This is a genomic window from Streptomyces sp. NPDC052101, assembly GCF_040680235.1.
Classification (GTDB): domain Bacteria; phylum Actinomycetota; class Actinomycetes; order Streptomycetales; family Streptomycetaceae; genus Streptomyces.
This window is the reverse complement of the sequence record NZ_JBFAWH010000003.1, coordinates 577124-590035: the sequence shown is the minus strand read 5'-3', so window position 1 is coordinate 590035 and position 12912 is coordinate 577124. Positions and strand designations below refer to the sequence as shown.

The following is a 12912-nucleotide window of genomic DNA, read 5'->3' as shown; positions in this document are numbered from 1 at the left end:
GCGAGCGAGGCCAAGTGGCGCCGAGCAAATCCGGGCAGGCCCGGGTCGGACCAGGCAAGTCCAAGTGGGCCCGAGCAGGCCCGGGTGGGTCCGAGCGAGTCCAAGTCCGGACGAGTCCAAGTCCGGACGAGTCCAAGTCCGGACGAGTCCAGGCGGGCGCGAGCAGGTGCGGACGGGCCGAGCAGGACGGGTGGGCCCGGGTGGGGCCAAGTGGCCCCGAGCAGGTCCGGGCAGGCCCGGGTCGGTCCCGGCGAGTCCAGGTGGGCCCGAGCAGGTCCGACGAGTCCAAGCGGGCGCGAGCAGGTGCGGACGGGCCGAGCAGGACGGGTGGGGCCAAGTGGCCCTGAGCAAGTCCGGGCAGGCCCGGCTCGGTCCCGGCGAGTCCAGGCGGGCGCGAGCAGGCCCGGGCGGGCCCGAGCAGGGCCGGGCAAGTCCGAGTGGGTCTGAGCAGGGCCGGGGCGCGGCCGAGTGGGGCTGGGCGAGGTGGGAGGGGGCGGGTCAGTCCTCGAAGCCCTCTGCCGCCCTCTTTTCGCGCAGTTCGCGGATTGCGCGGCGGCGGGACAGGCGGTGGGTGCGGCGGATCTGGGCCTCCTGGTAGCGGCGCCGGTCGCGGTCGGTCTCCGGGAGCACCTGCGGCACCCGGCGCGGCTTGCCGTCGGCGTCGACGGCGGCGAAGACCAGATAGGCGGAGCCGACCTGGGTGGCCGGCATCGACTCGTTCCAGCGCTCGGCGAGGACGCGCACACCGACCTCCATGGAGGTCCGGCCGGTCCAGTTCACCTGCGCCTTGACATGGACCAGGTCGCCGACGCGGACCGGCTCCAGGAAGGCCATCTCGTCCATGGACGCGGTGACGGCGGGACCGCCGGAGTGCCGGCCGGCCACCGCGCCCGCCGCGTCGTCGACCAGCTTCATGATCACACCGCCGTGCACCGTCCCCAGCAGGTTGGTGTCGCCGTGGGTCATGATGTGGCTGAGGGTGGTGCGCGAGGCGGAGGTCGGCTTGCCGGGGATGTCCGGTTCCGTGTCCGTGACCTGGTCTGTCATGCCGTCCACCTTATGCCGAAGTGACAATCGCGGATTTTGTGTCGGCTTCGCAACAGCGCCGCTGTTATTTTCCGACAGCCCTTGTAAGGCACACACCCGCGCCCTGCACACTGGGGCGCATGAATGACTGGCCCGAGGGATGGTCCGACAACAATGGCGGACCCCGGTACGGACGCGGAAGCGCCGGCGCGCAGCCGGAGGGCGCGCGCGCGATGCGGCAGGTGCGGCGCGGCCCGGCGGTACCGCCCGGGCAGCGCTCCTACGGCGACCCCGGCCCGGCGGCGCCGCCGTACGGGGCCGGTGTGCCGCAGCAGCCGTCGTACGCGGACGGCCAGGGATACGACGAGGGCGCCGACTACGACAGCGGCTACAACACCGGACAGGTGTACGGCGGCGGCTTCGTGCCCAACGACAACGACCCGGACCCGGAGGTCGACCGGTACCGGTCGCGCCCGAACTGGCGGCGCCGGATCAAGTGGACCGTGATCACGCTGGCGACCGTGCTGGTCGTCACATCCGTCGCGACCTACTTCTGGGCCGACTCCAAGCTGCGCCGCGAGGTCGACCTGTCCCAGGTCATCGACCGGCCCGCGTCAGGCTCGGGCACGAACTACCTGATCGTCGGCTCGGACAGCCGCGAGGGCATGTCCAAGGCGGACGAGAAGAAGCTGCACACCGGTGCCGCCGAGGGCAAGCGCACCGACTCGATGATGATCCTGCACGTCGGTGACAGCGGCGACACGCTGGTCTCGCTGCCGCGCGACTCGAACGTGACCGTCCCGTCGTTCAAGGGGACGTCCGGGAAGGTCTACCCGTCCACGGGCCGGCAGGAGAAGCTCAACGCGACCTACGCCGAGGACGGCCCGACCCTGCTGGTCCGCACGATCGAGGCCAACACCGGCCTGCACATCGACCACTACGTCGAGATCGGCTTCCAGGGCTTCGCGAACATCGTGGACGCGGTCGGCGGTGTCGACATCAACATAGACAAGGCCTTCAAGGACAAGTGGTCCGGCGCCGACTTCCAGGCGGGCGAGCAGACGCTGAACGGCCAGCAGGCCCTCGCCTTCGTCCGCACCCGGCACGCGTTCGCCGCCTCCGACCTGCAGCGCACCAAGAACCAGCAGAAGTTCCTGTCGGCGCTGGCCCACCAGGTGGCCACCCCGTCGACGGTCCTGGACCCCTTCACGTTCTACCCGGTGATGGGCGCGGGCCTGGACTCCCTGATCGTCGACAAGGACATGTCCCTGTGGGACCTGGCCTCGATGTTCTGGGCGATGAAGGGCGTCCAGGGCGGTGACGGCACGTCCCTGAACATGCCGATCTCCGGTTCCGTCGGCGGCAACCTCGTCTGGGACAAGGCGAAGGTCAAGACCCTGGTGGACGAGCTGAACAACGACCAGAAGATCACCGTCTCCGGCAACTGACCGACGACACGCAGATCGAGGGCACCCGCGTCGCGCGGGTGCCCTCGCTGGCGTCGGGGCGAGCGCGTCACATCTTGGCGCCCGCCATCGTCCGGCACATCTCCGCGCAGCGGCGACACGCCTCCGCGCAGCGCATCATCTGAGGGTCGTCCGGCATCGACATACACGCCTCGGCACACATGTCGCACGCCCTGGCACACATCGCGCACATCTCGCCCGACATGGGCGAGCGGCGCATCATCATGTCGGCGCACACACGGGTCGTCTCGGAGCAGTCCATGAGCGCGCGCATGATCTGCATCTGGGCCTGACCGCCCATCTGCATGCAGGAACTCATGGTCTCCTCGCACATGGTGTGCGCGGCCATGCAGGCGTTGACGCAGTCCTGCATCTGCTGGGTCATGGGCGTCATCGTTCCGGGCCGGGTCATGGCTCCTCCTCGGAGGCGGGGACCCGGGACGGGTCCCGTGTGCTTCCGTCCTACGTCCCCACGGCCCGCCCCGCATGTGACCGACCGGTCGGCAGGTGTGCCCGGAGTGCGGAAAGGCGCCCCGGAGGGCGCCTTTCGACGAGCGGGTGACTCCCTTGCCGTTACGGCAGGTTGCGGGCCATGACGATCCGCTGGACCTGGTTCGTGCCCTCGTAGATCTGGGTGATCTTGGCGTCACGCATCATGCGCTCCACCGGGTAGTCACGGGTGTAGCCGTAGCCGCCGAGCAGCTGGACGGCGTCCGTGGTGACCTCCATCGCCACGTCCGAGGCGAAGCACTTGGCGGCGGCGCCCAGGTAGGTGAGGTCGGCGTCGCCGCGCTCGGAGGCGGCGGCGGCCTGGTAGGTGAGGGCGCGAGCCGCCGAGATCTTCATGGACATGTCGGCGAGCATGAACTGGATGCCCTGGAAGTCGGCGATCGCCTTGCCGAACTGCTTGCGCTCCTGGACATAGCCCTTGGCGTAGTCGAAGGCGCCCTGGGCGACGCCGAGGGCCTGCGCGGCGATGGTGATGCGGGTGTGGTCCAGGGTCTTCATCGCGGTCATGAAGCCGGTGCCCTCCTCGCCGATCATGCGGTCGGCGGGGATGCGGACGTTGTCGAAGTAGACCTCGCGGGTCGGGGAGCCCTTGATGCCGAGCTTCTTCTCGGGGGCGCCGAAGGAGACGCCCTCGTCCGACTTCTCGACGACGAACGCCGAGATGCCCTTCGAGCGCTTCGAGGGGTCCGTGACCGCCATGACCGTGTAGTACTCGGAGACTCCGGCGTTGGTGATCCAGCGCTTCACGCCGTTGAGGATCCAGTGGTCGCCGTCGCGGACCGCCTTGGTCTTCATGCCGGCCGCGTCGGAGCCCGCCTCCGGCTCGGAGAGGCAGTACGAGAACATCGCCTCGCCCTTGGCGAGCGGGGTCAGGTACTTCTTCTTCAGCTCCTCGCCGCCGGAGAGGATCACCGGGAGGGAGCCGAGCTTGTTCACCGCGGGGATGAGGGAGGAGGAGACACAGGCGCGGGCCACCTCCTCGATCACGATGACGGTGGCGAGCGCGTCGGCCCCGGCGCCGCCGTACTCCTCGGGGACGTGGACCGCGTGCAGGTCGCCCGCGACGAGGGCGTCGAGGGCCTCCTGCGGGAAGCGGGCCTCCTCGTCGACCGCGGTGGCGTACGGCGCGATCTTCGCCTCGACCAGGGAGCGGACGGCGTCGCGGAGCATGTCGTGCTCCTCGGACGGGCGGTACAGGTCGAAGTCAGCCGATCCGGCCACGGTGTCTCACGCTCCAAAGACGCAGTGATACTGACGCTAATTACCGTTAAGTAACTCAAATTTTAGAGGCCTGTCCGCAGCACGCCTACGTGAGCTACGCGACAGCGGGGAAATTGCCCGGTGGACGGCCCGACTATGCTCGGGCACCGCACGGACGAGTCCCCTAGCTGGAGCACACGCATGAGCCTGAAGATCACCGTGATCGGCACCGGCTATCTCGGCGCCACGCACGCCGCGGCCATGGCCGAGCTGGGCTTCGAGGTGCTGGGGCTCGATGTCGTACCCGAGAAGATCGCCATGCTGGAGCGCGGCGAGACCCCCATGTACGAGCCGGGTCTCGAAGAGCTGCTGCGCCGGCATGTCGCGGGCTTCGAGGGGTCCACCGGGCGGTTGCGGTTCACCACCGACTGGGCCGAGGTCGGCGCCTTCGGCGATGTCCACTTCGTCTGTGTCAACACCCCGCAGAAGCACGGCGAGTACGCGTGCGACATGTCGTACGTCGACTCCGCGATCTCCGCTCTCGCCCCGCATCTGCACGGTCCGGCGCTGGTCGTCGGCAAGTCGACGGTGCCGGTGGGCTCGGCCGACCGGCTGGCCGGCTATCTCGCCGAGCACGCCCCGGCGGGCGGCGACGCCGAGCTGGCCTGGAACCCGGAGTTCCTGCGCGAGGGCTTCGCCGTGCAGGACACCCTGCACCCGGACCGGATCGTGGCGGGCGTGCGCAGCGAGCGCGCCGAGAAGCTGCTGCGGGAGGTGTACGCGACCCCGATCGGCGAGGGCACGCCGTTCGTGGTGACCGACTTCCCGACCGCCGAGCTGGTGAAGACGGCCGCGAACTCCTTCCTCGCCACCAAGATCTCCTTCATCAACGCGATGGCGGAGGTGTGCGAGGCCGGCGGCGGTGACGTGGCGAAGCTGGCGGAGGCCATCGGGCACGACGACCGGATCGGGCGGAAGTTCCTGCGGGCCGGGATCGGGTTCGGCGGCGGGTGTCTGCCGAAGGACATCCGGGCGTTCATGGCGCGGGCGGGCGAGCTGGGCGCGGACCAGGCGCTGACCTTCCTGCGCGAGATCGACTCCATCAACATGCGCCGGCGCGGCCAGATGGTCGAGATGACCCGGGAGGCGCTGGGCGGCGGCTCCTTCCTCGGCAAGCGGGTCGCGGTGCTCGGTGCCACCTTCAAGCCCGACTCGGACGACGTCCGGGACTCGCCCGCGCTGAACGTGGCCGGGCAGATCCACCTGCAGGGCGGCCAGGTGACGGTGTACGACCCGAAGGGCATCGACAACGCCCGCAAGGTGTTCCCCACGCTGGGCTATGCCGGCTCGGCGCTGGAGGCGGTCCGGGGCGCGGACGTGGTGCTGCACCTCACCGAGTGGGGGGAGTTCCGCGAGCTGGACCCGGCGGCGCTCGGCGAGGCTGCGGCGGCCCGGGTGATGCTGGACGGGCGCAACGCGCTCGACCCGGAGCTGTGGCGGCGGGCGGGCTGGACGTACCGGGCGATGGGCCGTCCCACGGCGTGAGCCGGAGGGTGACGCCGCTTCGGCCGAGGCTCAGTCGGCCGAAGCGGCGTCTTTCCGCATTCTGCACCACCGGACACATGCCTGGCCGGTGAACTTCCTGTGTGTTACCCCTCCTTGGCCCGGTACCGCCGCATCTTCGCGCGCGCCCCGCACACCTGCATCGAGCACCAGCGGCCGCGGCCGGCCGGGCTGCGGTCGTAGTACGCCCAGTGGCAGGTCTCGGCCTCGCAGGCCTTCAGCCGGGTCCAGGTCCCCGCGACCAGCGCCTGGGCGACGGCCGCGGCGACCCGGGTGGGCAGCGGGGAGCCGGCCGCGGGGGCGGCGAAGCCGGCGGATCCGTCCTGCTCGTCGACGGCGATGTAGAGGGGCGCACGGGAGAGCAGCTCGCCGAGCGGGGTGACCTCGCGGTGCGGCCGGTGGCCGGCATGCGCGAGCAGTGCGGCCCGCAGCGACTCCCGCAGCTCCCGCGCCTCGGCCAGATCGTCCTCGGCGATCCCGAAGCGGCCGCGGCCCTCCCGGGTGTCCAGTGTGTCGGCGCCGGTCTCGATGTCCAGCGTGTTGACCAGGGACTCGACCAGCGCCAGGGCTCCGGGGGCGGCCGATCTGTCATTCATGCTTGCGACGTTACCTCCTATGGGGGACCATGCAGTAACCGTTACCTGTTACCCGCCTCTATGGGTAACCGAGGAGGTAGTCATGGCTCTCGCCAAGCTCGGTGTCGTGGTGCTGGACTGTCCCGATCCCCGTGCGCTGGCCGGCTTCTACGCCGGAGTGCTGGGCGGCACGGTGGAGGGGGACTCCGAGGACGGCTCGTGGGTGGACCTGACGGTGCCCGACGGGCCCTCGCTGGCCTTCCAGCGGGCGCCGGGGTACGTGCCGCCCAAGTGGCCCGCGCCCGGGGACTCGCAGCAGTTCCATCTGGACCTGACGGTGGAGGACCTGGACGCGGCCGAGAAGGGGGTGCTCGCGCTGGGTGCGCGGCCGCTGGACACCGAGGACCGCACCCGGACCTTCCGTGTCTACGCCGACCCGGCGGGGCACCCGTTCTGTCTCTGCGCCTGCTGAGCCGTCCTGGAGGTGGACATCGTGGCGTCCGTCGCCCGTTTCCGTAACGTCGTGCTCGACTGCCCCGATCCGTATGCGCTGGCCGCCTTCTACGCGGCGGTGGCCGGGGGCACCCCGCAGGTGGAGGACGAGGACTGGGTCGTGCTGCGGGTGCCGGACGGCCCGCGGCTGGGCTTCCAGCGCGTCGAGGGATACAGCCCGCCGGAGTGGCCGCGCGCCGACCGCAACGGCCAGCAGTTCCATCTCGACTTCGACGCGGGCCGGACCTGGGCGGAGATCGACGCGGCGCATGAGCGGGTGCTCGCGCTGGGGGCGCGGCCGCTGGATCTGGAGGACCGGGAGACCAAGGACTTCCAGGTGTACGCCGATCCGGCCGGGCATCCGTTCTGCCTGTGCCGGATCGATCACCCGTGATCGGTGCGGGTGTCCGGCCGGTGGTGCTGGGCGGCTCGGGCGGCGAAGTCCGCGCTGCGGACCACCCGCTGGACGTTTCCCCAGGTCAGTAGGGCCAGCTCGGTCTCGGACCAGCCGCGCCGGAGCAGTTCGGCGATCAGGTGGGGGTAGCGGGAGGCGTCGGCGAGGTCGCGGGGGTGGACGACGCCGGAGTCGTAGGTGCCGGACAGGCCGACGCACTCCGGTCCGGCCACCTCGCGGACGTGGTCGAGGTGGTCGGCGACGTCGTGGACCGTCGGCCCGGTCTGTTCGGCGGTCAGCGGCACCATGCACAGGCCCCGCGCCGCGCCGAGTGCGGCGAGCAGTTCGTCGGGCAGGTTGGCCGGGTGCGGGCGCAGGGCCCAGGCGGCGGAGCGGGTGCACAGCACCGGTGTCCTGGACAGCGCGAGGACGCGTGCGGCGGTGACCGCGGAGGCCCCGGAGGCGTCGGCGAGCACGCCGAGCCGGTTCATCTCGCGGACGACCTCCTCGCCGAACCGGGTCAGCCCCCGCTCGCCCGCCCAGTCCGTGCCCGTGAGGGTGAGCACGCGCAGGCCGAGGGCGCGCAGGATGCGCAGGACGCCGAGGGAGTCCTCGATCGCGGTGGCGTGGGCGGGGCCCAGCACCACGGAGACCCGGCCGCAGTTGCGGGCGTCGATGATCTGCCCGGCGGTGCGCACCAGGCGCAGCCCCTCCGGGTGGGCCTCGATCACGGCATGGACATGGTCCAGCTGTTCCAGGGTCGCGGCCGTGGCGCGGCCGCCGCCGGGGCCCTCGGGCAGATGCAGCGACCAGAACAGCGCGCCCACGTGTCCCTCGCGCATCCGGGGTATGTCGGTGTCGATGGCCGCCTCGCCCAGCTGAAGGTCGTAGCGGGGCAGATGGCGCAGGGCCCATGGCAGCCCGCTGTAGCCGTCGGCGACCGGGTGGGCGGCGAGCACGGCGTGCGCCCGCTCCACATGGACGGCGAGCGGCTCCTGGGCGGTGCGGTTCTCAAGCAGGCCGTCGTCCGCGCCGACCTCGGTCGTGCGGGGCATGTCGTGCTGGAGGTCGGCCATGGCGGGGCTCCGTACGTGGTGGGCTGCGTCCGGTCGCGGCCCTGGGCCGTGACGCGGTCGGCGTATCGCCACGGTCGCACGGAGCGGAGGAGGACCTCCTGGTGAGTGGGGCGTTCGGGGGTACGCCGGTCAGCTCTCGCGGGCCGTGCGGATCACCTCGTCCAAGGTCTCCCGGGAACGCCTGAGGTCGGCGATCATGCGGTCGATGCGGTCGCGTTCGGCGGTGAGGTCGGTGACCAGCCGCGGTGTGGCGATCGCGGAGGGGCCGCCGTCCTGGTCGCGCATGCAGGGCAGCAGCTGCCGGATCTTCTCGCTGTGCAGCCCGGCCGCGTACAGCTCCTGGATCCGGATGACCCGGTCGACGGCGCGCTCCGGGTAGTCGCGGTGGCCGCCCGGGGTGCGCTCGGCGGTGAGCAGCCCCTGGGTCTCGTAGTAGCGCAGCGACCGCTCGCTCACGCCGGTGCGCCGGGCCAGTTCTCCGATCCGCATGCCGGACCTCCGGAGGATCTCGGGGCTTGAATCTGACGTCAATGTCAGGTTCTACGGTACGGCCATGACGCAGACAACGGATTCCGCGGACCTCCTGGCCCCCGCCCGTCTCGGCCGGCTCGTCCTCCCCAACCGCCTCGTGATGGCTCCCCTGACCCGCAACCGCGCGGAGGCCGACGGCACCCCGACCGACCTGATGGTCGCGCACTATACCCAGCGCGCCTCGGCCGGGCTGATCGTCGCCGAGGGCTCGACCCCGAACGCGGCCGGGCAGACGTACCCGGACATCACCGCGATCCACACCGACCGGCACACGGCCGGCTGGCGGCGGGTCACCGGCGCGGTGCGGGCGGCCGGCGGGCGGATGTTCCTGCAGCTCCAGCACGGCGGCCGGGTCGGTCACCCGGCGACCAGCGGCCTGACCCCGCTCGCCCCGTCCCCGGTCCCGCTACCGGAGACGATCTTCACTCCGGGCGGGCACCGACCGGCCGTCGTACCGAGGGAGATGACGGCGGACGACATCCGCGCCACCGTCGCCGACTTCGCCGCCGCCGCGCGCCGGGCCGTCGACGCGGGCTTCGAGGGCGTGGAGGTGCACTCGGCCAACGGGATGCTGCTGCACCAGTTCCTCGCCGACAACACCAACCGGCGTACGGACGCCTACGGCGGCTCCACCGGGCGACGGGTGCGGTTCGCGGCGGAGGTGACCGAGGCGGTGGCCGACGCGATCGGCGCGGACCGGGTGGGCCTCCGCATCTCCCCCGCCTCCACCGTCAACGGCGTCCGCGAGGACGACACCGACGGCCTCTACGCCGCGCTCCTCGCCTCTCTGAAGGGGCTGGACCTCGCCTATCTGCACCTGGTCCGCTCCGCCCCGCAGGCCGGCTGGTACCGGCGGATCCGCGCCGACTGGCCCGGCCTCCTGATCGGCAACCCGGATCTGACCGACCTGACCACCGAGGCCGTCACCCGGGCCTCCCGGGAGATGCTGGCGGCCGGCGCCGACCTGGTGGCGCTCGGCCGGCCGTTCCTCGCCAACCCGGACCTGGTCGAGCGGCTGCGCCTCGGCGCACCCCTGAACCCGGTCCGGGAGCGGTACTTCATGTACGTGGGCGGGGCGGCCGGCTACAACGACTACCCCGCCCTCGGCGGTCAGCCGTCGAGCGACCCGATGGTGGCGTTGGACGCGGCGCGCGTGGCCTGAAGGTCACGGGCCACGTCCTCCGCCGCGCCCAGCACCCGCACCGCGTTCTGCCAGGTCAGCTTGGCCAGGTCGGCCTTGGACCAGCCACGCTGGAGCAGTTCGGCGAGCAGGTTCGGATAGCCGGAGACGTCGTCCAGGCCGTCCGGGGTGAAGGCCGTGCCGTCGTAGTCGCCGCCGATGCCCAGGTGGTCGATGCCGGCCACCTCGCGCATGTGGTCCAGATGGTCCGCCACCGTCGACACCGTGGCGACCGGACGCGGCGTGCGCTCCTCGAACTCGCGGTGCAGCTTCATCGCCTCGGCGCTGGTGTCGAGGTGGTGGAAGCCGTGGGCGCGCAGGTTGTCGTCGGCCGCGGCCGTCCAGTCGACCGCCGCCTGGAGCACGAACTTCGGCACGAACGTCGCCATCGCCACGCCGCCGTTGGCGGGCAGCCGCTCCAGGACGTCGTCGGGGATGTTGCGCGGGTGGTCGCAGACCGCGCGGGAGGAGGAGTGCGAGAAGATCACCGGCGCGGAGGTCGCGTCCAGCGCGTCCCGCATCGTGGTCGCCGCCACGTGCGAGAGGTCGACGAGCATGCCGATCCGGTTCATCTCGCGCACGACCTCACGGCCGAACGCGGTCAGACCGCCCGCCTTCGGCTCGTCGGTCGCGGAGTCCGCCCAGTCCACATTGGAGTTGTGGGTGAGCGTCATGTAACGCACGCCGAGGTCGTACAGACCGCGCAGGGTGCCCAGCGAGTTGGCGATGGAGTGGCCGCCCTCGGCGCCCATCAGGGAGGCGATCCGGCCGTCCGCGCGGGCCGCCTCCATGTCCGCGGCGGTCAGCGCGGGCGCCAGGTCGGCCGGATAGCGAGCCAGCAACTGCCGTACGCAGTCGATCTGTTCCAGCGTCGCCGCCACCGGCTCGGACTCCTCGCAGGGCACGTACACCGACCAGTACTGCGCGCCGACCCCGCCCTCGCGCAGCCGCGGGAGGTCGGTGTGCAGGTCCGCGTTCTGGTGGGCGGCGATGTCGAGCGTGTCGAGGTCGTAGCGGGCCTTCTTGCGCAGCGCCCACGGCAGGTCGTTGTGGCCGTCGACGACCGGGAACTCGCGCAGCAGCGCACGGGCTTCGTCCAGCGGTGCCACGGCGCTCACTTCCCGAAGCCGAAGCCGCTGCCCGCGCCCTCGACCTTGGCGCGCAGCCGCTTGCCCTTCTCGGTGGCCTGGTCGTTCAGGTCCTGCTGGAAGTCGCGCATCTTGTGCAGCAGGTCCTCGTCGTGCGCGGCGAGGATACGGGCCGCGAGCAGACCGGCGTTGCGGGCACCGGCGACGGAGACCGTGGCGACCGGCACCCCGGCCGGCATCTGCACGATGGACAGCAACGAGTCCATGCCGTCGAGGTACTTCAGCGGCACCGGCACGCCGATGACCGGCAGCGGGGTCACCGAGGCGAGCATGCCCGGCAGATGGGCGGCACCGCCCGCACCGGCGATGATCACCTTCAGCCCGCGGTCGGCGGCCTGCTCGCCGTACGTGATCATCTCGCGGGGCATGCGGTGCGCGGAGACGACGTCGACCTCGTACGCGATCTCGAACTCGTCCAGGGCCTTGGCGGCGGCCTCCATGACGGGCCAGTCGGAGTCCGACCCCATGACGATGCCAACAACAGGGCTCATTCGGTGATCGTGCCTCTCAGATAGCCGGCTGCGTGACGGGCGCGCTCCAGCACGTCGTCCAGGTCGTCGCCGTAGGTGTTGACGTGTCCGACCTTGCGGCCGGGCTTCACGTCCTTGCCGTACATGTGGATCTTGAGCTTGGGGTCGCGGGCCATGCAGTGCAAGTACGCGGAGTACATGTCCGGGTAGTCGCCGCCGAGGACGTTGGCCATCACCGTCCACGGGGCCCGCGGACGCGGGTCGCCGAGCGGGAGGTCGAGGACGGCGCGGACGTGGTTGGCGAACTGCGAGGTGATCGCGCCGTCCTGGGTCCAGTGCCCGGAGTTGTGCGGGCGCATCGCCAGCTCGTTGACGAGGACGCGGCCGTCGCGGGTCTCGAACAGCTCGACCGCGAGGTGCCCGACGACGTCCAGCTCCTTGGCGATGGTAAGGGCCATCCGCTCGGCCTGCAGCGCGAGGGAGTCGTCCAGGCCGGGGGCCGGGGCTATGACCGTGTCGCAGACGCCGTTCACCTGCCGCGACTCCACCACCGGGTAGGCGACGGCCTGGCCGTGCGGGGAGCGTACGACGTTGGCCGCCAGCTCGCGGACGTAGTCGACCTTCTCCTCGGCGAGCACCGGGACGCCGGCCCGGAACGGGTCGGTGGCCTCCTCGGCGGTCTCCACGACCCACACGCCCTTGCCGTCGTAGCCGCCGCGGACGGTCTTCAGGACGACCGGGAAGCCGTCCCCTTCCGCCGCGAACCGCACCACGTCCTCGGGATCGGTCACGATCCGGTGCCGCGGGCACGGGATGCCGATCGCGTCGAGCTTCGCGCGCATCACGCCCTTGTCCTGGGCGTGCACCAGCGCGTCAGGCCCCGGACGGACGGGGATGCCGTCCGCCTCCAGGGCCCTGAGGTGCTCGGTGGGTACGTGTTCGTGATCGAAGGTGATCACATCGCAACCGCGCGCGAACTCACGCAGCGTGTCGAGGTCGCGGTAGTCGCCGATGACGACATCGCTCACGACCTGCGCCGCGGAATCCTGAGGGGTGTCACTGAGGAGCTTGAACCTGATGCCCAACGGGATGCCCGCCTCGTGCGTCATACGCGCGAGCTGCCCCCCGCCGACCATGCCGACTACCGGGAACGTCACACCCCTAGCGTATCGGCCACGCCGGGGCGGCCGGATCGCGTACCTTCGACGATCTCTTACCCGCCACTTTCCGCCCTCTTTCCGACCTGTTCCCGAGCTATGACCCAGTCCGGAGGCGTCGGCT

14 protein-coding genes are annotated in these 12912 nt (G+C 71.3%); 5 read left to right on the top strand and 9 right to left on the bottom strand.

Annotation, left to right across the window (positions count from 1 at the left end; all coding sequences use genetic code 11):
- Positions 1-498: 498 nt before the first annotated feature.
- Positions 499-1047: an acyl-CoA thioesterase gene (locus tag AB0L75_RS10030; protein ID WP_365177953.1), complete on the bottom strand. Its 549-nt coding sequence runs from the start codon at positions 1045-1047 to the stop codon at positions 499-501.
- Positions 1048-1166: 119 nt separating this feature from the next.
- Here AB0L75_RS10030 and AB0L75_RS10025 point away from each other — a divergent pair, with 119 nt between their 5' ends.
- Positions 1167-2474, top strand: coding sequence for an LCP family protein (locus AB0L75_RS10025; protein WP_365177951.1), 1308 nt, complete (start codon positions 1167-1169; stop codon positions 2472-2474).
- Between the two features lie 67 nt (positions 2475-2541).
- Here the strand turns inward: AB0L75_RS10025 and AB0L75_RS10020 are convergent, their stop codons facing one another.
- Positions 2542-2904: a four-helix bundle copper-binding protein gene (locus AB0L75_RS10020; protein ID WP_365177948.1), complete on the bottom strand. Its 363-nt coding sequence runs from the start codon at positions 2902-2904 to the stop codon at positions 2542-2544.
- A gap of 161 nt (positions 2905-3065) precedes the next feature.
- On the bottom strand, positions 3066-4223 hold the full coding sequence (locus AB0L75_RS10015) for an acyl-CoA dehydrogenase family protein (protein WP_365177945.1): 1158 nt from the start codon (positions 4221-4223) through the stop codon (positions 3066-3068).
- Positions 4224-4403: 180 nt separating this feature from the next.
- Between AB0L75_RS10015 and AB0L75_RS10010 the strand changes: the two genes are divergently transcribed.
- Positions 4404-5747: a UDP-glucose/GDP-mannose dehydrogenase family protein gene (locus AB0L75_RS10010; protein WP_365177942.1), complete on the top strand. Its 1344-nt coding sequence runs from the start codon at positions 4404-4406 to the stop codon at positions 5745-5747.
- Between the two features lie 104 nt (positions 5748-5851).
- Here the strand turns inward: AB0L75_RS10010 and AB0L75_RS10005 are convergent, their stop codons facing one another.
- Positions 5852-6361, bottom strand: coding sequence for a CGNR zinc finger domain-containing protein (locus tag AB0L75_RS10005; protein WP_365177939.1), 510 nt, complete (start codon positions 6359-6361; stop codon positions 5852-5854).
- A gap of 82 nt (positions 6362-6443) precedes the next feature.
- On the opposite strand from AB0L75_RS10005, the gene AB0L75_RS10000 reads away from it, so the two are divergent.
- Together AB0L75_RS10000 and AB0L75_RS09995 are read left to right on the top strand one after the other, a co-directional pair.
- Positions 6444-6812: a VOC family protein gene (locus AB0L75_RS10000; protein ID WP_365177936.1), complete on the top strand. Its 369-nt coding sequence runs from the start codon at positions 6444-6446 to the stop codon at positions 6810-6812.
- 21 nt (positions 6813-6833) lie between these two features.
- On the top strand, positions 6834-7226 hold the full coding sequence (locus tag AB0L75_RS09995; RefSeq protein WP_365177933.1) for a VOC family protein: 393 nt from the start codon (positions 6834-6836) through the stop codon (positions 7224-7226).
- Here the strand turns inward: AB0L75_RS09995 and AB0L75_RS09990 are convergent.
- Positions 7217-8302 (bottom strand): dipeptidase, encoded by a 1086-nt coding sequence (locus tag AB0L75_RS09990; RefSeq protein ID WP_365177930.1) that lies wholly within the window; start codon positions 8300-8302, stop codon positions 7217-7219. The two genes, AB0L75_RS09995 and AB0L75_RS09990, sit on opposite strands and share 10 nt — an antisense overlap.
- A 129-nt stretch (positions 8303-8431) precedes the next feature.
- Entirely contained in the window at positions 8432-8791 is a 360-nt protein-coding gene (locus tag AB0L75_RS09985; protein WP_365177927.1) for a MerR family transcriptional regulator, read from the bottom strand.
- Between the two features lie 64 nt (positions 8792-8855).
- On the opposite strand from AB0L75_RS09985, the gene AB0L75_RS09980 reads away from it, so the two are divergent.
- Positions 8856-9995 carry an alkene reductase gene (locus AB0L75_RS09980; protein WP_365177924.1) on the top strand — a complete coding sequence of 380 codons (1140 nt, stop codon included), beginning with the start codon at positions 8856-8858 and terminating at the stop codon, positions 9993-9995.
- Here AB0L75_RS09980 and AB0L75_RS09975 read toward each other — a convergent pair.
- The 3 genes from AB0L75_RS09975 to AB0L75_RS09965 are packed head-to-tail and all read right to left on the bottom strand — an operon-like array spanning position 9944 to position 12788.
- The gene (locus AB0L75_RS09975; protein ID WP_365178087.1) at positions 9944-11122 is read right to left on the bottom strand and encodes a dipeptidase; all 1179 of its coding nucleotides are present in this window, start codon (positions 11120-11122) and stop codon (positions 9944-9946) included. The two genes, AB0L75_RS09980 and AB0L75_RS09975, sit on opposite strands and share 52 nt — an antisense overlap.
- A 5-nt stretch (positions 11123-11127) precedes the next feature.
- Entirely contained in the window at positions 11128-11652 is a 525-nt protein-coding gene (purE, locus tag AB0L75_RS09970; protein ID WP_365177921.1) for a 5-(carboxyamino)imidazole ribonucleotide mutase, read from the bottom strand.
- A complete protein-coding gene (locus tag AB0L75_RS09965) occupies positions 11649-12788 on the bottom strand; it encodes a 5-(carboxyamino)imidazole ribonucleotide synthase (protein WP_365177919.1) in 1140 nt (379 codons plus the stop codon). Before AB0L75_RS09965 ends, purE begins: the two co-directional genes overlap by 4 nt.
- Positions 12789-12912: the final 124 nt, after the last annotated feature.